The organism is Streptococcus gingivalis, from assembly GCF_035544715.1.
In the GTDB taxonomy this organism is placed as follows: domain Bacteria; phylum Bacillota; class Bacilli; order Lactobacillales; family Streptococcaceae; genus Streptococcus; species Streptococcus gingivalis.
This window is the reverse complement of record NZ_JAYKTO010000002.1, coordinates 424,632-445,765: the sequence shown is the minus strand read 5'-3', so window position 1 is coordinate 445,765 and position 21,134 is coordinate 424,632. Positions and strand designations below refer to the sequence as shown.

Here is a 21,134-nt window from a genome sequence, read left to right as displayed (position 1 = left end):
AAGACTTTCTAGATCGCTCTAAAAAATCTTCCGCATTTCTCTTATGACAGGGTCGTCCCCCTTTTTGAATCGAGTGTATATTGACAAGAACGGTGCTTGCGACTGCCTCTTTCCTTTTCGTAACCTGGACGGAGCTTGCTTTTAGGGATCTTGTGCTCGTCTTCTAGGAGGACAATCGAATGGAAAAACTGCACATCTTCACTGCAGTCCTCACACCACTCTTGCTCCTTGGTATCCCAAAAGATCGTCATGAGGTCACTCCGACTCTTATAACTTGGAAAGTGCTCATTTAACTCCAACCACTTCTGCTTGTAGTATTTCAAAGCCTGGTAATAGTCTTCAAACTTCCGACTACTCACGATATCTTCTTCCCAACCATCTAAAAACCACCAGGGTTCACAGTCCCCGTACATTTCAATCACTCGATACATAAACTCTTCCATCCTTTGTATCGTCTATTATATAGAAAATTCTTTGAGAATAAAAGTTTTCTGCTCAGAGCATGATTTTTCAGGCAGTTTTCAGGTGATTTTCACCAATATTTTCCAAAAATAGACTGCCTAATTACTATTGGGTCCTTTTTTCAAAAAAAAGCCGGAACTTGTAGTTCCGACTAATTTTCTTATTCTTCTACGACTTCAGCTGTTTGAACTTCATCAACTGTTCCATCTGTTAATGGCACTTCTTCGATAATTTCAACTTCATTAATCGCTTGTGGTTCCAAGTTACGGTAACGAGCCATACCTGTACCTGCAGGAATAATCTTACCAATGATAACATTTTCCTTAAGTCCAAGGAGATGGTCTTTCTTACCACGGATCGCTGCGTCAGTAAGAACACGAGTGGTTTCTTGGAAGGAAGCAGCTGACAAGAAACTGTTGGTTTCAAGAGAGGCTTTGGTGATTCCCATAAGGACTGGACGAGCAGTCGCAGGAACTCCACCAGAGATAAGGACATCCTTATTAGCATCTGTAAAGTCTGTAATGTCCATAAGCGTACCCATGAGAAGGTCTGTATCTCCTGGATCCATGACACGTACTTTACGGATCATTTGACGAACCATTACCTCGATGTGTTTATCGCCGATTTCTACCCCTTGGCTACGGTATACTTTTTGTACTTCCGCAAGAAGGTAAGTTTCAACCGACAAGACATCACGAACGGCAAGGAGACGTTTTGGTTGGATAGACCCTTCTGTCAGAGCCGCACCACGAGAGACTTGATCTCCTACTTCGACTTTCATGCGGGCAGTGTAAGGGACAACGTATTCACCTTCACCAGTTGCTCCGCTAACAAAGACTTTCTTGGTCCGTGTAGAAGCATCTTCTTCGATGGCTGTGACTTCCCCTTTGACCTCAGTGATGACCGCTTCCCCTTTTGGATTGCGGGCTTCAAAGATTTCTTGGACACGAGGAAGACCTTGCGTGATATCGGCATTTGAGGCAACCCCACCCGTGTGGAAGGTACGCATGGTCAACTGTGTACCAGGTTCCCCGATAGATTGGGCAGCGATGGTTCCGACTGCTTCACCCACTTCAACCGCATCACCAGTCGCCAAGTTGATACCATAACAGTGACGGCAGACACCATGGCGGGTGTTACATGTAAAGACAGAGCGGATAGTGACTTCTTCCACACCAGCTTTGACAATTTCACGTGCTAGGTCTTCTGAGATCAAGGTATCTGGCCCAACAATGACTTCACCTGTTTCAGGGTGTTTAACAGATTTCTTGGTATAACGACCTGTCAAGCGTTCTTCGAGTGGCTCGATCATTTCCTTGCCATCAGTAATGGCACGGATTACAAGTCCACGGTCTGTTCCACAGTCATCTTCACGAATAATGACGTCTTGGGCCACGTCAACCAAACGACGAGTCAAGTAACCAGAGTCGGCTGTCTTAAGGGCCGTATCGGTCATCCCTTTACGGGCACCGTGAGTTGAGAAGAACATTTCGAGTACTGACAAACCTTCGCGGAAGTTTGAAAGGATTGGCAATTCCATGATCCGTCCGTTTGGAGCGGCCATCAAACCACGCATACCGGCAAGCTGCGAGAAGTTTGAGATGTTACCACGGGCTCCAGAGTCCATCATCATAACGATTGGGTTCTTCGGATCTTGGTTATCCACCAAGCGTTTTTCCAATTTCTCACGAGCCGCACGCCATTCAGCTGTAACGGCATTGTAGCGTTCGTCATCCGTGATCAAACCACGACGGAATTGTTTGGTGATTTGTTCCACACGTTTGTGAGATTCTTCAATGATTTCTGCCTTGTCTTCAACGACCGGGATATCGGCAATCCCCACTGTCAAACCAGCAAGGGTTGAGTGATGGTAACCCAGGTCTTTCAAGCGGTCCAAGAAAGCAGACGTTTCAGTTGTACGGAAGCGTTTGAAGATTTCTGCGATGATATTTCCAAGATTTTTCTTCTTGAATGGAACGTTTAATTCCAATTTTTCAATCGCTGCTTTGACATCTTGACCAGGCTCCAAGAAGTACTTAGCTGGAACGCCTTCTGTCAAGTTGGCATTATTTGGCTCTTGAAGGTATGGAAGTTCTGCAGGCATGATATCGTTAAAGAGAATCTTACCAACAGTTGTCAAGAGAATCTTGTGTTGTTGCGCTTCTGTCCATGGTTTGTTCAAGCTATCTGTCGCAATTCCGACACGGGTATGCAAGTGAACATAGCCATTGCGAAGGGCCATGACCGCTTCATCACGGTCTTTAAAGACCATGCCTTCGCCTTCACGACCAGCTTCTTCCATAGTGAGGTAGTAGTTCCCCAATACCATATCCTGAGATGGGGTAACAACTGGTTTACCGTCTTTAGGGTTCAAGATGTGCTCAGCAGCCAACATCAAGATACGAGCTTCTGCTTGGGCTTCTTCTGAAAGCGGTACGTGGATGGCCATTTGGTCCCCGTCAAAGTCGGCATTGTAGGCTTCACAGACAAGTGGGTGCAAGCGAAGAGCTTTCCCGTCAATCAATACAGGTTCAAAAGCTTGGATCCCCAAACGGTGAAGGGTCGGTGCGCGGTTCAAGAGAACTGGGTGTTCTTTGATCACTTCTTCTAGGATATCCCAGATGCGTTCATCTCCACGTTCGACCAAGCGTTTTGCAGCTTTGACGTTTTGCACGATATCACGCGCAACGATTTCACGCATCACAAATGGTTTGAAGAGCTCGATCGCCATTTCACGTGGTACACCACATTGGTACATCTTAAGAGTTGGACCAACGGCGATAACAGAACGTCCTGAGAAGTCGACACGTTTACCGAGCAAGTTTTGACGGAAACGTCCTTGTTTACCTTTGAGCATGTGGCTCAATGATTTGAGTGGACGGCTACCTGGTCCTGTAATCGGACGACCACGACGACCATTGTCAATCAATGCATCAACGGCTTCTTGGAGCATCCGTTTTTCGTTTTGCACGATGATACCAGGGGCATTCAACTCGAGCAAACGTGCCAAACGGTTGTTCCGGTTGATCACACGACGGTAAAGGTCGTTCAAGTCAGAGGCAGCAAAACGGCCACCATCCAATTGGACCATCGGACGAAGATCTGGTGGAATAACCGGAAGGATGTTGAGAACCATCCACTCTGGCTTGTTACCAGATTTGTAGAAGGCATCCAAGACATCCAAACGACGAACAGCCTTCACACGTTTTTGACCAGTTGCAGTCTTCAATTCTTCTTTCAAGAGAGCAATTTCAGCTTCCAGATCCACTTGTTTCAAGAGGTCTTGGATCGCTTCTGCACCCATCTTAGCTACAAAAGAACCTGGTCCGTATTCACGCAATCGTTCACGGTATTCACGTTCTGTCATGATGGATTTGTGCTCAAGTGGTGTATCTTTTGGATCGATGACCACGTAAGCTGCGAAGTAAATAACTTCTTCAAGGGCACGAGGGCTCATATCCAAAGTCAATCCCATACGAGAAGGGATGCCTTTGAAGTACCAGATGTGTGATACAGGCGCTTTCAACTCGATGTGTCCCATACGTTCACGACGAACCTTGGCACGTGTTACTTCAACCCCACAGCGGTCACAAACGATCCCTTTGTAACGGATCCGTTTGTATTTCCCACACGCACATTCCCAGTCTTTTGTAGGTCCAAAGATGACTTCATCAAAGAGACCTTCACGTTCTGGTTTCAATGTACGGTAGTTGATTGTTTCAGGTTTCTTGACCTCTCCATAAGACCATGAACGGACCTTGCTTGGAGAAGCTAGGGTGATTTGCATACTTTTAAAACGATTTACATCAACCACTATTTCTTACCTTTCCTTGTTTTCATACTTGTTTCATTTGGATACAGCTTAGGTGGGGAAAGAAAGAAAACTTTCTTGCCACCTCCTTGTGTCTGTATCTTGTTATCGAATCATCCTGTCAGAAGCATTGGTTTCTTACAAGACAATCATTTTTACTGATTATTTTTCTGATTCTTCAGCATCAAAGGCTGCTTTTGCTTCCTTAGCTGCTTTTTCACGTGCTTTTTCAAGGTCATCCACATGAATCACATCATCGTCTTCCCCTTCATCGAGGTCACGAAGTTCCACTTCTTGATCATCTTCGTCCAAGACACGCATGTCAAGACCAAGAGATTGCAATTCTTTGACAAGAACGCGGAAGGATTCTGGTACACCTGGTTTTGGAATTGGTTTACCTTTGGTAATTGCTTCATAAGCTTTCAAACGTCCGTTGACATCATCTGACTTGTAGGTCAAGATTTCTTGAAGGACATTTGATGCACCATAAGCCTCAAGGGCCCACACTTCCATTTCCCCGAAACGTTGTCCACCAAATTGAGCTTTCCCTCCGAGTGGTTGTTGGGTAACCATTGAGTAAGGTCCGACTGAACGGGCATGGAGTTTATCATCAACCATGTGGTGGAGCTTGATCATGTACATGACACCGACAGAGACACGGTTGTCAAATGGCTCACCTGTACGTCCATCGTAAAGGATTGTCTTAGCATCGCTATCCATACCAGCTTCTTTTACAGTATCCCAGAGGTCTTCTGAGCTTGCTCCGTCAAAGACTGGTGTTGCGATGTGGATACCCAAGTTACGAGCGGCCATACCAAGGTGAAGTTCCATAACCTGACCGATATTCATACGTGATGGCACCCCAAGAGGGTTCAACATGATATCAACTGGTGTACCGTCTGGAAGGTAAGGCATGTCTTCAACTGGAACAATACGAGACACAACCCCTTTGTTTCCGTGACGACCGGCCATCTTATCTCCGACGCGGATCTTGCGTTTTTGTGCGATGTAAACACGAACCAACATGTTGACACCCGATTGCAATTCATCTCCGTTTGCACGTGTAAAGATCTTAACATCGCGAACGACTCCATCTCCACCGTGAGGCACACGAAGAGAAGTATCACGCACTTCACGAGATTTATCTCCAAAGATCGCGTGAAGGAGACGTTCTTCAGCAGAAAGGTCTTTTTCACCCTTCGGTGTTACCTTACCGACAAGGATATCGCCTTCTTTAACCTCAGCACCAATACGGATAATACCTGTTTCATCCAAGTCACGAAGAGCATCTTCCCCAACGTTTGGAATTTCACGGGTAATTTCTTCAGGGCCTAACTTGGTATCGCGTGTTTCTGATTCGAATTCTTCCAAGTGAACAGATGTGTAAACATCTTCTTTCACCAAGCGTTCGCTCATGATAACGGCATCCTCGAAGTTATACCCTTCCCATGTCATATAAGCGACGATTGGGTTTTGACCAAGGGCCATTTCCCCTTTTTCCATCGATGGACCGTCAGCGATAAAGTCGCCTTTTTCAACGACATCGCCAACTTTTACAAGGGTACGTTGGTTGTAAGCCGTACCTGAGTTTGAACGACGGAATTTTTGGATATGATAAACATCAAGAGATCCATCTTCCCGACGAACTTCTACCTTGTCTGCATCTGCATAAGTAACTTTACCATCGTGTTGAGCAATGACTGCAGCTCCTGAATCATGGGCAGCTTGGTATTCCATACCAGTACCCACATAAGGGGCTTTTGGATCAATCAATGGCACAGCCTGACGTTGCATGTTGGCACCCATGAGGGCACGGTTGGAGTCATCGTTTTCCAAGAAAGGAATACATGCTGTCGCAACAGCAACTACTTGTTTTGGAGATACGTCCATGTAGTCGACTTGATCAGATGGGAATTCTTGGTTGTTACCACGGTGACGTCCCATAACGATTGGCTCAGCAAAGCCACCTTTTTCGTTCAACTTAGAGTTGGCCTGAGCAACGATGTACTCATCTTCTTCATCGGCTGTCAACCAAACGATTTCGTTGGTCACCACACCTTTTTCACGGTCCACTTTACGGTATGGCGTTTGGATGAAGCCATATTTGTTCAAGTGTCCGTAAGATGACAAGTTGTTGATCAAACCGATGTTTGGTCCTTCAGGTGTTTCGATTGGACACATACGACCATAGTGGGTATAGTGTACGTCACGCACTTCATATCCGGCACGGTCACGTGTCAAACCACCAGGCCCTAAGGCAGACAAACGACGTTTGTGAGACAACTCAGAAAGTGGGTTGTGTTGGTCCATGAACTGTGACAATTGTGAAGAACCAAAGAATTCTTTAATCGCTGCAGTTACTGGACGAATGTTGATGATTTGTTGAGGTGTCAAAACATCGTTATCTTGTACAGACATGCGTTCGCGAACGTTTCGTTCCATCCGTGAAAGTCCAAGACGCACTTGGTTGGCAAGCAATTCACCAACGGCACGAATCCGACGGTTTCCAAGGTGGTCGATATCATCCACGCGACCAATACCTTCTGCCAGGTTCAAGAAATAGCTCATTTCTGCCAAGATATCTGCTGGAGTTACAATCCGTACTTTGTCAGATGGGTTGGCATTTCCGATGATGGTGACAACGCGGTCTGGATCTGTTGGAGCGACAACTTTGAATTTTTGCAATTCTACTGGTTCTGTCAAAACAGCAGCATCATTTGGAATGTAGGTGATTTTGTTCAAACCGTTATCCAATTGTTCTGAGATGCTGTCGATCACATCGCGCGTCATGACAGTACCAGCTTCTACAAGGATTTCCCCTGTTTCAGCATCTACCAATGGTTCTGCGATTGTTTGGTTCAACAAGCGGTTCTTGATATTGAGTTTCTTGTTGATCTTGTAGCGACCGACAGGAGCCAAGTCATAACGACGTGGATCAAAGAAACGAGCTACCAACAAGCTGCGTGAGCTTTCCGCTGTTTTTGGTTCACCCGGACGAAGACGCTCGTAGATTTCTTTGAGGGCTTCATCTGTCCGTGAATCCATTGGATTTTTGTGGATATCTTTTTCAATGGTATTACGAACCAATTCGCTATCCCCAAAGATATCGATGATTTCATCATCTCCAGAGAATCCAAGAGCACGCACAAGAGTTGTAAATGGAATCTTACGTGTGCGGTCGATACGTGTGTAAGCAATGTCTTTTGAGTCGGTTTCAAGCTCTAACCAAGCCCCACGGTTAGGGATAACAGTTGATCCATAACCAACTTTACCATTCTTGTCCACCTTATCATTGAAGTAGACACCTGGTGAGCGGACCAACTGAGATACGATAATCCGTTCTCCACCATTGATGATGAAAGTTCCCATTTCAGTCATGATTGGGAAATCACCAAAGAAAACTTCTTGGGTCTTGATTTCACCTGTTTCTTTGTTGACCAAACGGAAGGTCACAAAGATTGGTGCTGAGTAGCTGGCATCGTGGATGCGCGCTTCTTCAAGCGAATACTTAGGTTCGCGGATTTCATAACCCACAAATTCCAATTCCATTGTATCCGTGAAGTTTGAGATGGGAAGCACATCTTCAAATACTTCCTTCAAGCCATGATCCAAGAAATCTTTGAATGAGTCTGTCTGGATTTCAATCAAGTTTGGTAAATCAAGAACCTCTTTGATTCTTGAAAAACTACGACGGGTCCGATGTTTCCCGTATTGAACGTCATGTCCTGCCAAAGTTTTTAGCTCCTTTTTCCATACTAGGATAGCTTGGTGAAATGACTTTCACCACCTATCCGGTTTTAACTACAATTGTGTGATTTGCATCACGTGAAGAGCTGTCTCTTCACCTCATTCGTCGCTTTTTATAATTTTTAGAAAAATTAAATTTGTGTAACAAACTAGGATTTTTCTGAAAAATAGGCACAAAAAGAGCAGCTAAATCGACTTATTCAAGTAAGATTTAACTGCTGTAAGCTCTTATTTGGACAATATTTCAAATAAAGCACACGACAAATTAGTTATCACTATTATACCGTTTTTTGCTCCAAAAATCAAGGCTTTCTCTAGGTTTTCTACTGGATCAGACTAGCGTCGATTGCCACGATTTGAGCTGTTTCGATTTGAACTATTGCTTGATGAACTATTGGTTGTCGAATTGTTCTTATTATTCGACTGATTTCCACTGCTATTACCGAGAATGGCCGCCCAAGCACTTTGATAATCGCTATCCGATCCCCCGATGGCAAAGCGGTATTGAGTAGTTGGCGCTCCGTTTTTGGCCCAAAGACTCGTCACCGTTTGACCGCTCACATCGATATCCCGGCCATTGACATTGACGCGACCCGGTCTTTCACCCGTCGATTTGAGCACTTCAGAACGGATCACACTCTTATCGAGAGTGAATTTATCCTGAATTCCGAAGAGACTTGGATCTGCTTGGTAGATCGCATTCGCCAACTGCGCCATGTATTGGGCATTGTTGTTGTATCCAGTCAAGGTCTGCATGGAAGCATTGTTGTCATGGCCAATCCAACCTCCTAAAGAAACATTAGGGGTGGACAACATGAGCCACATATCTCCATTTGAGTTAGTGGTACCGGTTTTTCCAATCCAGTCTGCACCTGCCAGTGTTGGGTTGACTTGGCTAATCCGTGACTTAAAGGTCGTTGTGGCACCAGATGTGATGACCCCACGCAAGAGATCCTGCATAATCGTTGCTGTTGCTGGAGAGTAGACACGAACCGGATCTGCCTCGTGCTTGTAGACTACATCCCCATCTCGGTCGATGATTTGCTCCACCATGTAGCGTTTGAGGTAGTTCCCATTGTTAGCAATGGTTTGGAAACCGTTGGTATGTTGGGCAACAGTGACCTCAATTCCTCCCCCCATTGGTAGACTCTCAATGCCATATTCAGGGATATCATAGCCCATTTTCTTCATGTAGGATGGGACATCCACACCCTTTTCACGAAGGGTTCGGTAAGTCCAGTAAGCCGGAATATTCCATGAGGTATTGAGGGCCTCACGGAGATCCATCATGGCTGTTCCTCGGCTATCCACGTGCATGATCGGCTCCCCACTTGAGAAATTAGTTGGGTAGTTAGAAAGGATGCTATTACTTCCCATCAGGCCTTGGTCAATGGCAATCCCATAGGCCAACAGCGGCTTGATAGTAGATCCTGGGGAACGTTCTGTATCAAAGGCATGGTTGTTTTGGTTACCATCAAAATTCCGACCACCGATAAATCCTAAAACAGCACCCGTTCGGTTGTCCATCAGGACATTCCCAACTTCTACCAGTCCCGTTCCATCATCCAAGACGCTTCCAAAATTCGCGACTGCAGCCTGCATCGCATTGTGAACCGGTTTGTTAATAGTGGTTTGGATAGTGTAACCACCTTCGCGCAACTCACTCTCAGCTAATTCTTGATAAGCCTTGACGGTTTCATTATTTTTCAGGTCTTGCTTGGTTACATTGTCTCGCTTGATCAAGTAATCATACATGGCCTCTTTTGCTTCTTCCATTGCTTGGAAGTAGAGGTAGTCATGCGGTGTTTTCTCGATGCCATCTGGAGCAATGAAGTCTTTGGTCAAGTCGTACTGAGCATAGGTTTCGTAGTCTTTTTTCGATAAGGCTCCCGTCCGGTACATATTGAACAAGACATCTTTGGCACGCGCCAAACCTAACTCGAGGTTCTCCTTGCTCTTTAGGCTACCGTCTGCAGCATAAGGGGAATAGACAATTGGACTTTGTGGCAAGCCAGCGATAAAGGCTGCTTGTGGAACAGACAAGTCTTTCGCAGAGACGCCAAAGATCCCTTGAGCTGCGGCTTCCACACCTGCAATATTTTGCCCCCGATTGTTTCGTCCAAAAGGCGAGACGTTTAAGTAGGTGGTTAGGATTTCGTTTTTATCCATTCCCCTCTCTAAAGCTAGGGCATCGACAATCTCTGTCGCCTTACGAGTAAAGGTGGGAGCATCTCCTACGACTTGCTGTTTGATCAACTGCTGGGTCAGGGTCGATCCCCCACTAGAGGAACCGACACCGGCTACAGATCCAAGCGTCGCCCGAAGAACAGCTTTGGGCACAACCCCCTTGTGGCTTTCAAAGTTCTCATCCTCAGTAGCGATCACAGCCTTTTTGACATTGTCGGAAATGGCATCTCCAGCTACCGGCGTGCGGATCAAATCACTGTCCACTTCTGCAATCAGGCTCTTATCGGAATAGGTCAGTTTTGAAACACTGCTGACATTGCGAACCTGCTGGACCAGCTCTTCTGTCTTTGGAACCTTGACATTGCTAAAGAGGCTTGCTGCATAACCAATCCCGATCCCTGCGCCAAATAAAAAGAGGCACACAAATAAGGCGATCATCACATCCCACAAGAGTTTGAGCGTCCTCAAAAAGGTCGCAAAAATATCGCCGACAGACCAGCTACTTTCTTCATTTTTTTCCTTATTCGGAGTTTCTGTATACATCTTTGCAAAGAATTTTTGGACTTTCTTCCAAAACTCTTGCAGCTTCTCTTTTAATTGATTCACTGATTCTTTCTCCTTGTTCCCTATATTATAGCAGATTAGCCCCTTTGTTTTCAATCACAAGAGCGTAAAAATCCTCGCTCAATCTTCTTGGGTAAGGACAAGAAAATGACGGAAGCATTGCCATTTCCGTGGTTTATGGTAGAATAGAGAAATGAATAAACTTATAAAGGAGAAAAGACACATGCACATTTTTGATGAGCTAAAAGAGCGTGGTTTGGTATTTCAAACGACGGATGAAGAAGCCTTGCGCAAAGCACTGGAAGAAGGTCAGGTTTCTTATTATACTGGTTATGATCCAACTGCTGACAGCCTTCACCTTGGTCACTTGGTTGCCATCTTAACGAGCCGTCGCCTTCAACTAGCAGGCCACAAACCTTACGCGCTCGTTGGCGGTGCGACTGGTCTCATTGGAGATCCGTCCTTCAAAGATGCTGAGCGTAGTCTCCAAACAAAAGAAACGGTTCAAGAATGGGTTCGCTCCATTCAAGGGCAATTGTCTCGTTTCCTCGATTTTGAAAATGGTGACAACAAAGCCGAAATGGTCAACAACTACGATTGGTTCGGAAGCATTAGCTTTATTGACTTTCTTCGCGATGTCGGAAAATACTTTACGGTCAATGCTATGATGAGTAAGGAATCTGTTAAAAAACGGATTGAGACAGGGATTTCTTACACAGAGTTTGCCTACCAAATCATGCAAGGCTACGACTTCTACGTCCTCAACCAAGAACACAATGTCACCCTTCAAATCGGTGGATCTGACCAATGGGGAAACATGACAGCTGGTACTGAGTTGATGCGTCGTAAGGCAGATAAAACTGGTCATGTTATGACTGTGCCTTTGATCACAGATGCAACTGGTAAGAAATTCGGTAAATCAGAAGGCAATGCCGTCTGGCTCAATGCAGACAAAACATCTCCTTACGAAATGTACCAATTCTGGATGAATGTGATGGATGCGGATGCTGTGCGCTTCTTGAAAATCTTCACTTTCTTGTCACTCGATGAAATCGAAGAGATCCGCAAACAGTTTGAGGCTGCTCCTCATGAACGCTTGGCTCAAAAGATCTTGGCGCGTGAAGTGGTCACCCTCGTTCACGGTGAAGAAGCTTACAAGGAAGCCCTCAACATCACGGAACAACTCTTTGCAGGAAACATCAAAAACCTTTCTGTCAAAGAACTCAAACAGGGACTTCGTGGTGTGCCAAACTACCAGGTCCAAGCAGAAGACAACCTCAACATTGTAGAACTCTTGGTCACAGCTGGTGTAGTGAATTCTAAACGCCAAGCCCGCGAAGATGTTCAAAATGGAGCGATCTACGTCAATGGCGAACGCATCCAAGACCTTGACTATGTCTTGAGCGATAGCGATAAATTAGAAAATGAATTGACCGTTATCCGTCGCGGTAAGAAAAAATACTTTGTTTTGACTTATTAAGAAAGTAAAACCACGAAGTTTCGTATGAACTTCGTGGTTTTCTTATACACTTTTTTCTGAGACTATTTCCCTTTTCTGCGATGCAACAAAGCTTGGTTGATTCGTTGAGTTTTTTTATGGAGTTGCCAAATCTGGTACAGCCAGATCAGGCCGTAAATGGCTAGAAAGATCAACCAAGGAATCGGGCTCCTCAAGGCTGTCCCCCAGCCAAAAAACAAGTAGGTTAATGCTAAGATGGCAGCTGTCACAACTAAATGCAAAGCCACACGCAAACTATAGGTCAAAAACTCTTCTTCCTCAAGAATGAAGGTCAAGACCCCCATTGTCCCACTCATCAAAAATATCGCTAGGATGTTGCGGACATTTACAGCGGGATAGACGATGTTGGTATAGACATGGGATAATAACACCAAACACAAATAAAAGAAGGATCCTGTCCTCATACCAGATACAAAATAAGCTATAACTCGTTTCATCACTTTCTCCTATACCCCTAAATAATCCATCAAGGATTTGACATATTTCCGACTGACACTTGATTTTACTCCACGTGTCAGTTTAGCCATCATATTGCCTGAAAAACTATCCGATAGCGATTCTAAATGGTCGATATTCATCACCGCGTGGCGTGATATCTGTAAAAAATTACGACGATTAATCCGATGTTGAAAATTTATCAAAGTATCTCTGATGGTGAACGTTTTGTCTGTCGTATAAATGGTGAGCTGATTCTTATCAATCTCGGCTAGAATAATGTCATCAATTTTCACCATGATCAAATGATCATCTGTTTTGATAGGGATCACTACTTGATTCACTGTCGAAAATTGTTCGAGATACTCCATCACCTCTCGTGCTTGATCAGATAATTGCTTGGCTTGAATGACCACACAGAGGTCGTTTTCTGGGATATCTTGTTTTTCCTCAAAACGAATCTTCATTCCTACTCCAATTCTCACTTACTTTCTTTTACTCGATCTTTTTGCCAAGGAAATCCAAATCCCCAAAGCTAGAAGAATACCTCCTAACACTATAAGGTATGTTTGTTCCTTTGTCAATAAAGTTTGCCATTTGAGCTGAACACCCATTTTTTCTTGAAACTCTTGAAGAAGATTATCTTGACCTTTAAAGGTCTCACTTAATGCTTCTTTCATGAGGACTTGTCGATAAAGTGCAGCAATATAAGTTGCTGGAGTGCACTTCATTAGTGATTGTGCAAAAGTGGGTAAAACACCTAAAGGTACATAAGTCCCTACCAAAAAACCAGAAGCTGTACCCACTATGGTCGAAAACTTCCCAAGACTGTCTACTGATTGGAAAAAATAAACAAAAATGGCATTCACTAAGCTAGAAAGTAGGCTACTAAGGAGCATAATGAGGAGCACTTCAGGTAATAGAGATAAGGTTGGAACTTCTCTAAAATAGCCACACATCAGCACATACATAAGGATCTGCATGGAAAAAGAAATGATGATTGCACTCGTTAGATACGAAAATGCTAACCGCCACTTTCCTTGATCCGATAAATAAAGATCCTGATCTACTTGATGTTCACGGTCCTTTACTAACTGAGTCAGGGCAGCCAGACTTGTCGTAATCCCTGTCACAGCCAGCGTCCCACTCATTAACCAATTATTTAACACAGGAGCACTATTGGGGAGCTGAGCCCAGGCATCTGTTAGATTTTTTTGAAGAAAAATAATATAGAGAATAAAGGAAATCAAGGCTCCCAACAAGGAGAAGAAAACACCTGAACGATTCCTAAAATACAATAAAAAATTTCGCTTTAGTAAGGCTAGCATTAGCGAACCTCCCTTCCTGTAAGTGCAATAAAGGCATCATCCATGGTCCCTGGACGAAACTCAAAATGGGCTAATTTATCTCTAACTTGTACCAGGTAATCAATGGCTTCCCTTTCACTCTCGGGTTGAAAAATATACTCCAATTGACCTTGTTGCTCTACTGACATTCCCGAAGCTTTGAGACTTTCTATCTGCTGTCTCTCCTTGAAGCGAATCTTCAAGATATTTTTTGCATACTGGCTCTTAATATCTAGTGCCGATCCTTGAGCAATCACTTTCCCATGGTCTACAATATAAATTTGATCAGCTTCATCTGCTTCGTCAAGATAATGCGTGGTCAATACAACGGTCATTCCCTCTTCTCTCTGCAATTGATAGAGCAAATCCCAAATAGACTTCCGGGTTTGAATGTCTAAACCTGTCGTTGGCTCATCTAAGAACAGAAGATCTGGACCGTGCAGTAGAGCACGCGCAATGTCAACCCGGCGCTTTTGGCCGCCTGAAAGCGTCCCATATTTCTGCTTTTGGAAAGCTGATAGGCCTAGTCGATCAATAAGATCAGACACACGATTTGGTTTTAGGACTTTGTACTGTCTGGCACGAATGGTCAGATTTTCCCTAACCGTCAGCATCTCATCTAAAACACTGGTTTGGAAGACCACACCAATTTTAGTACCGGGTTCATAAATAATGTCGCCTTGCGTTGGTTGTTTCAAACCAATCAACATGGAAATCGTCGTTGATTTCCCCGCCCCATTTGGTCCTAGAATCGCATTAAAGGTTCCCTTTTCAAACTGTAGGTGAATATGATCAACCGCTAGATGATTTCCATACCGTTTACTGATGTTTTTAGCTTGTAATATCATGTTCTCTCTCCTTTTTGACAATATCAGTTTAGCAAAAAAGCCGTTTAAAAAACGGCCTTTTGGGATAAGCGGTCAAAATGAGAACCTAAGTGGCAAGATGAAAGTGACAAAAAGAAGAAGAAAATTTAATGCAACTATTCTTTTCCCCATTGATTCAAGTCCTTTAAAATCGGCATCAGTGACTTGCTTTTTCTGTCAGCTCCTATTCTGTATGGAGAGGCAGAGACTCATAATCATATTTCTCAATCAATTAGAGCTCTATTAAAGCATCAGTTGCTATCTAGAGGCTCTTTTGTTACACTACTAATATGAATACACCGATCAAACCAAAATTACAACGATTTCAAACAGCCACTGCCTTTGCCTGTCCCATCTGTCAATTGGACCTAGAACTTGTGGGTACTAGTTTTAAATGTCCCAAGGGCCATTCTTTTGATTTGGCAAAATTTGGCTATGTCAACCTGGCTCCCCAGATCAAACAATCGAAGGACTATGACAAGGAAAATTTCCAGAATCGCCAGCTGATCTTAGAAGCAGGGTTTTATGAGCCGATTCTAACAGCGATCGGACAAAAAATTCCGACCAGTGATGCCAAGATTCTAGATATCGGATGTGGAGAAGGCTATTACTCCCGAAAACTACAAGAAGCCTATCCCAAGGCTACTTTCTATGCATTTGATCTTTCAAAGGAATCCGTACAACTAGCTGCCAAGAGCGACACTAGCTGGAAGGTCAATTGGTTTGTAGGAGACTTGGCTCATTTACCCATTCAATCTAAGAGTATGGAGGTCATTTTGGACATCTTCTCCCCGGCTAATTACGCTGAATTTGAACGTGTCTTAAAGACAGAAGGAGTGATCATTAAGGTCGTCCCAACCTCTTCTCATCTAAAAGAAATTCGTCAGTTTGCCCAAGATCAATTGGCCAAGCAATCTTACTCCAACCAGGAAATTTTGGAGCACTTTGAAGATCACTGTCAGATCCTCTCATCCGAAACGGTCAGCCTTACCAAGAGTTTAACTCCTGAAGAACGTCAGGCGCTCCTCACCATGACCCCCCTTCTATTTCATGTTGACCAAGAAAAAATCGACTGGACCCAACTCACAGAAATCACCATTGAAGCTGAGCTGCTGGTTGGGAAAATCAAGATACAAAGGACTTAAAATACAAAGTAAAAAGGCTGAGACGATTTGTCTCAGCCTTTTACTCATCTTCTGTATGCTCTGTCATGACTTGTAACGCACGTTTTTAAATCCTTTTGGCTATCTGTGCGATTTTTTCGAGTTCTTCTTTCCGTTGACGATCACTCATATACTCCACTCGTGTAACTTGTGTCATTTTAACCGGTTTAATACCACAGGGTTTCAAGATTTGAGATTTTAGAACCTTTGCGTAGTCTTGAGAAAAAGGAAGAAAAATTTTTGGCGTATTATGCGTCGTAATGATCCACGCTTTTCCATCTAGTTGCCCCACCGGACCTCGAGGTCCATTCTGATAAGCAAAACCTGCAACAAAAACACGATCAATAAAACCTTTTAAAATAGCTGGCATTCCACTCCACCAAGTAGGGAAAATAAAAATCAACTGATCCGCCCAACTCAATAAATCTCTATATGATTTCATGTCTTCATTATGCTGTAAATCTCTCCTTTTATGCGTTTCATCAAAACGTAAAACCGGATCAAAGTTTTCTTTATATAAGTCTACTATTTTAACTCTATGCTCTGGTGCTAAATGCTTTTGCACAGTTTGAAGGATTGATGCATTATAACTTGTTTCATTCGGATGTGAATAGATTATTAAAACATTCATCAGCTATCTCCTTTTATATAAATATCAAGCATCGTTCTGACGGTCTTTTGAACATCATTTTCTTTAAAGCTTTCTCCAACAGGACTCCTTACCAATAGAGCCAAACCAGCAATAAAACTCCAAAAATGGATCAAAATTTCTGCGTCACCACTAGAAAGATTTTCCTCATCTTTAAGTCTTAACGCTACCGACTTAAAATGTTCAAATCCTGGTAAAGAGGAGTTGACTGAAATAGTTTCCTGGGATAACTCCAAATAGTTATATGGAAATTTGATAAATAATGCTTCAAATAGATAGGTTTCCTCTTGGGCAAACCTTACAAAGTTACAGCCCATCAGAGTTAGTTGAGTTCTTGCATCTATGGAAGTATCAATCCCAAGTATCATATTTTTCAAAAAGAACATTGATAAGTGTTCCATAACAACTTGAATATATCTATCTTTACTTCCAAAATGCTTATAGGGAGCTCCATGAGTCACCCCACATTTTTGAGCTATTATACGCATAGACATCCGGTCAATCCCGTTAGTTCTGATTTCTTCAATGCCGACCGAAATTAACTTTTCTTTCAGTTCTTCCGTATTCCGTTTCATTTGACCACCTTCCCTTATTAAAGTATACGTTGTCTACTTTTTGTAAAGTATACACCGTCTACTTATATTTGTCAAATAAAAAATACTCAAAACTTTCCTTAGGAGAGTTTCTAAGAAGACTTTATCTTCAATTAAAAGGCTGAGACCACCGTCTCAGCCTTTTACTCATCTTCTGTATGCTCTGTCATGACTTGTAAGCGATAGGTTTTAGGCGATTTGCCACAGAGTTTGCGGAAAACCTTGTAGAAATAGCCAACATTACTGTAACCGACCTTGTAGCAGATATCTTCAATACTATCATTGGTCGATAAGAGAAGTTGCTGGGCAGCCTTGATCCGCTGTTTGTTGAGGAGTTCTGCGAAAGTCGCATTGGTTTCTCGTTTAATCAATTGGCCTAAATAGACTGGATTAATAAAGAGACCCTGACTGATATCCTTGAGTGACAGCTCTTTTTGGTAATCACGGCTAATCACTTGGAGGACACTCGCTACATTTTCATTCATCCGATAGTGGGATAAGAAACGGGACAACTCTTCCTGGATAAAGCCAATCATCTCGCTAAAAGTGGCAGTTTCTTGGACTTTCTTGACTACATCAGCTAAATTATCACCTTGCAGGTATTCAAACAAATGAAAGACATCCATCAAAAATTGGATAAAGAGCTGCTTGGTCAGTGAGACCTTAGGGGTCTTCTCAAGGATCATTTTTTCTAACCAGTCCAGTTCTTCTAAGATCTGTTGGATATTTCCTTGCATGATCACCCGATAGGCCGGCTCGTAGTAATGGAAGACTTCTTCATCTTGATTGAGAGGGGTCGCCCCATAAAAGAGGCTCCGCTCCACTAGATCCTTAAATTGATGAAAGTGTTCCTTATACGGAGGTTCAAAGGCCTTCTCAATCATGGCTTCTTCTTCCTGATCCGAGATAAAGAGTTGAAGATTTTGCCCAAGAACTTGATAAGACGAGCTGATAAAGCCTTTTTTCTCCTTAGCGACTCCAATCCACAATGAGTTCCGACCTGCGATATAGCGACAAAACTCTTCCTCAGAGATATCATCGTGAATCAAACGGTCGGCCAACTCTTGGCTTGGTTGCTGGATTTTATGCTGAATTTTTTCTAGGATATTGCCCATCTCCACCTTATTGACAGGTTTGAGCAGGTAGTCTGCCACGCGCAAATTGAGAGCTGTCTTGACGTATTCAAAATCCTGATAGCCTGACATAATGATAAAGGCAGCATCTGGGATCAAATCCTTCATCTCAGCAATCATCTGAAGTCCAGTTTTCCCAGGCATATTGACATCCGTGATCACCACATCTACCGGATACTCTCGCACATAATCAAGGGCCTGGTCTGCATCTTCTGCAGTTGCGACCACTTCCATATTCCAGTGGTCAAAGGGGATTAATTTTTTTAACCCTTCTGTAATCATATACTCATCGTCTACTAATAAGACTTTGTACATTCTGTCTCCTTTATTCATCTTGAATGGTTATCGTATAGGTCACTCCATGGTGAGGTTGGGAGAAGACTTGGATATGGTAGCGATCTCCAAAATAGAGCAGCAGGCGTTCATGGACATTGACAATTCCGATGGATTGCCGACCACTCTTTTCTTCGATTTCTGAGCGTGGATTGCGATTGGCTAGCATCTCTTGAATGCTTTCTAGCTGTTCTTCTTTCATCCCGCGCCCATTATCAGTGATCAAGATGATGACCTGCCCTTCTCCTTGCAAGACCTTGACACTGATCACATTGTCCTTGCGTTTATGGTCCACTCCATGCGCAAAATAGTTCTCGACCAAAGGCTGGATGGTGAATTTTGGAATCTTCATTTTTTCCAAACCTGGATCGATCTTAAAGCCATAGGCAATCGATTTGGGATAACGTACCATGCAGAGGTAGCTGTATTTGCGACAAAATTCGAGCTCGTTTTCAACCGTCGTCACTCGCTCATCTGAGATATTATTGCGCAAAAGACTACTAAACTCATAGATAATATCACCCAATTCATCCTGCTCTTGCATGACGGCATACATCCGGATAAATTCCAGTGTATTGTACATGAAATGGGGATTGATCTGAGCTTGTAGGGCCCGCATATTGGCATCTTTTTGGCTGAGCTGCAACTGGTAGATATCCCGAATGTTCTTGTCCATATTGTCTAACATGGTATTGATCATATCACCAATGACCAAAAGTTCTTGGTCCTTCGTCGAAGTATCAATCCGACGTTCACTATCGCCTTGACTGATCTGATTCATGGTATCAACCAAGTCGAGGACTTGACGCCGGTAATTTTTGAAAATCTGCCGTAATAACAAGTACAGGATCAAGAAAATCAGGAAGGCAATGGAGAGAAAAGTGGTCAGGTTAGCTAGACCCTTCTTGACCAAATAACTTTCAGAAACGACGACATCCACCTTGTAGCCATAGATCGTGCTACGGGTTTGCCATTTAACATCTTTTGCTTGCTCCTTATCCCCTTCATGGTACATTTCTTTCCCAAAGGGAGTGAAGATCCGCACAGCAACCGGTAGATCTCCTCTAGCATTGTCAATTGCTGCCGTCAAAATTTCCTGGTCCAGCGTCATATAAGCGATCCCAACTCCAGCACCCGTAGTCGGATCTGTCAAAGGAACCGGAATGGCTGTCGCAGGAGCCTTGTAATGGTCCGCTGAAACTTGCTTCCCCCCCTTCGATTGCCGGGTAGAGACAAATACTGTCTTGTAATCAGACAAGGTGACATCGATGCCCTCGATGTTTTTATTGCTCAAATAGAGACTGTCAATATTCTTATGTAGGGACAATTGGATATAAGAAGGGAACTGGGCATTCAATCGCCAAGTCTCATACTCCGATGGTGACAAGGTAAAATAGCGATAAACCCCTTCTAACTTTGCAGGGTTTTCAACGAGACTACGCCCTTCTTGTGTGACCCGCTGATAAGAGGTCTCGAGATCCGTCACGACTTCAGTCAAGACCCGTTGGGCAATCCGATCGGCTTCAGTTTGCTGGTTTTTCCAAGAGATCCCCGCTACGACGAGACCCATAATGGTCAAAATGACCACCATGACATAGGCGTAGAATTTTAAAAGCGTACTTAACCAGATTTTTTTCATCGTTAGGATACCAATTTTTCGTGGATATTTTGATAAACAGGGTCAAAGATATCATTGACAAAGAAATGCCATACACCGATCAAGACGAAAAAGAGAAGGGCTGGCATATAGTAGCTAATGACGCCAAGTAGCGCAGTTCCAAGGATGAACTTGAGAACCGGACGAATGTCCAGCAACATTCCGATCAAACTGAGCTTGATACTATTGGCATAAGAGAGATCGAAATGAACTTGCAATTTCAAATAAACGGCGTAAGCTAGAGGCGCAACCAAGAGAAAAACCAGATTAAACAAAAGAACCAAAATTTGGAAGAAATTCAAGTGAGGAATCTGGATCATGAGGTACATGCCATAGAGAAGAACCCCTTCAATGGCAAAGAAGGTATAAAAGACTTGATTAGCCGGGCGTAGATTTTCTTTGAAGAGTTCCCAAGCGCGTGACCAATGATAGTCCTTGTAGGTCATGCCATTTTCCGCATAGAGGCTCATGATAGTGGCACTAGCGGGTCCTACTCCTAGCAGAACACCCCCACAGATCGTCAAGACCCAAAAAATCCCTGTTACCAGCATGGCAACATAGACTCTCGTAAAAATGAACTCGATGATTTTTCCCATCATTCAGCCTCTTTTCCAATTAGTGATTCTATTATACCATAAAAATAAAACGCTTTCCCCCTATTTGCATTGG

General features: G+C 43.5%; 15 protein-coding genes and 1 pseudogene. 2 read left to right on the top strand and 14 right to left on the bottom strand.

The features are described from left to right. Positions 1-41 precede the first annotated feature (41 nt). The 4 genes from SM122_RS08560 to pbp1b all read right to left on the bottom strand — a co-directional run bounded on the left by SM122_RS08560 (position 42) and on the right by pbp1b (position 10,813). A complete protein-coding gene (locus tag SM122_RS08560; protein WP_195327214.1) occupies positions 42-431 on the bottom strand; it encodes a DUF1033 family protein in 390 nt (129 codons plus the stop codon). Between the two features lie 191 nt (positions 432-622). Continuing rightward, positions 623-4,276, bottom strand: coding sequence for a DNA-directed RNA polymerase subunit beta' (gene rpoC / locus SM122_RS08555; RefSeq protein ID WP_070465298.1), 3,654 nt, complete (start codon positions 4,274-4,276; stop codon positions 623-625). Between the two features lie 159 nt (positions 4,277-4,435). Further along, positions 4,436-8,005: a DNA-directed RNA polymerase subunit beta gene (gene rpoB / locus SM122_RS08550; RefSeq protein ID WP_023919659.1), complete on the bottom strand. Its 3,570-nt coding sequence runs from the start codon at positions 8,003-8,005 to the stop codon at positions 4,436-4,438. A gap of 351 nt (positions 8,006-8,356) precedes the next feature. Further along, on the bottom strand, positions 8,357-10,813 hold the full coding sequence (gene pbp1b / locus SM122_RS08545) for a penicillin-binding protein PBP1B (RefSeq protein WP_195327215.1): 2,457 nt from the start codon (positions 10,811-10,813) through the stop codon (positions 8,357-8,359). Positions 10,814-10,994: 181 nt separating this feature from the next. On the opposite strand from pbp1b, the gene tyrS reads away from it, so the two are divergent. Further along, positions 10,995-12,251: a tyrosine--tRNA ligase gene (gene tyrS, locus SM122_RS08540; RefSeq protein ID WP_003004779.1), complete on the top strand. Its 1,257-nt coding sequence runs from the start codon at positions 10,995-10,997 to the stop codon at positions 12,249-12,251. A gap of 62 nt (positions 12,252-12,313) precedes the next feature. On the opposite strand, the gene SM122_RS08535 is transcribed toward tyrS, so the two are convergent. The 5 genes and pseudogenes from SM122_RS08535 to SM122_RS08515 all read right to left on the bottom strand — a co-directional run. Then, complete coding sequence (locus tag SM122_RS08535; RefSeq protein WP_049513833.1) at positions 12,314-12,727, bottom strand: DUF3021 domain-containing protein; 414 nt, start codon at positions 12,725-12,727, stop codon at positions 12,314-12,316. Positions 12,728-12,736: 9 nt separating this feature from the next. Then, on the bottom strand, positions 12,737-13,192 hold the full coding sequence (locus SM122_RS08530) for a LytTR family DNA-binding domain-containing protein (protein ID WP_195327216.1): 456 nt from the start codon (positions 13,190-13,192) through the stop codon (positions 12,737-12,739). An 18-nt stretch (positions 13,193-13,210) separates the two neighbouring features. Beyond that, positions 13,211-14,053, bottom strand: coding sequence for an ABC transporter permease (locus tag SM122_RS08525; protein ID WP_195327218.1), 843 nt, complete (start codon positions 14,051-14,053; stop codon positions 13,211-13,213). After that, positions 14,053-14,919, bottom strand: coding sequence for an ABC transporter ATP-binding protein (locus tag SM122_RS08520; protein WP_195327220.1), 867 nt, complete (start codon positions 14,917-14,919; stop codon positions 14,053-14,055). The genes SM122_RS08525 and SM122_RS08520 overlap by 1 nt, the downstream gene beginning before the upstream one ends. Before the next feature lie 134 nt (positions 14,920-15,053). Continuing rightward, positions 15,054-15,169 (bottom strand): annotated as a pseudogene (locus SM122_RS08515) (winged helix-turn-helix transcriptional regulator); the annotation flags it as partial. Between the two features lie 58 nt (positions 15,170-15,227). On the opposite strand from SM122_RS08515, the gene SM122_RS08510 reads away from it, so the two are divergent. Continuing rightward, the gene (locus SM122_RS08510) at positions 15,228-16,082 is read left to right on the top strand and encodes a putative RNA methyltransferase (RefSeq protein ID WP_195327222.1); all 855 of its coding nucleotides are present in this window, start codon (positions 15,228-15,230) and stop codon (positions 16,080-16,082) included. Between the two features lie 85 nt (positions 16,083-16,167). Here the strand turns inward: SM122_RS08510 and SM122_RS08505 are convergent, their stop codons facing one another. The 5 genes from SM122_RS08505 to SM122_RS08485 all read right to left on the bottom strand — a co-directional run bounded on the left by SM122_RS08505 (position 16,168) and on the right by SM122_RS08485 (position 21,061). Next, positions 16,168-16,731 (bottom strand): NAD(P)H-dependent oxidoreductase, encoded by a 564-nt coding sequence (locus SM122_RS08505; RefSeq protein ID WP_195327224.1) that lies wholly within the window; start codon positions 16,729-16,731, stop codon positions 16,168-16,170. Beyond that, complete coding sequence (locus SM122_RS08500) at positions 16,731-17,324, bottom strand: TetR/AcrR family transcriptional regulator (protein WP_195327226.1); 594 nt, start codon at positions 17,322-17,324, stop codon at positions 16,731-16,733. Before SM122_RS08500 ends, SM122_RS08505 begins: the two co-directional genes overlap by 1 nt. 161 nt (positions 17,325-17,485) lie before the next feature. After that, positions 17,486-18,790: a response regulator transcription factor gene (locus SM122_RS08495; protein WP_024055441.1), complete on the bottom strand. Its 1,305-nt coding sequence runs from the start codon at positions 18,788-18,790 to the stop codon at positions 17,486-17,488. A gap of 10 nt (positions 18,791-18,800) precedes the next feature. After that, positions 18,801-20,447, bottom strand: coding sequence for a sensor histidine kinase (locus SM122_RS08490; protein WP_195327227.1), 1,647 nt, complete (start codon positions 20,445-20,447; stop codon positions 18,801-18,803). A 2-nt stretch (positions 20,448-20,449) separates the two neighbouring features. After that, positions 20,450-21,061 (bottom strand): YesL family protein, encoded by a 612-nt coding sequence (locus SM122_RS08485; protein ID WP_021154271.1) that lies wholly within the window; start codon positions 21,059-21,061, stop codon positions 20,450-20,452. Positions 21,062-21,134: the final 73 nt, after the last annotated feature.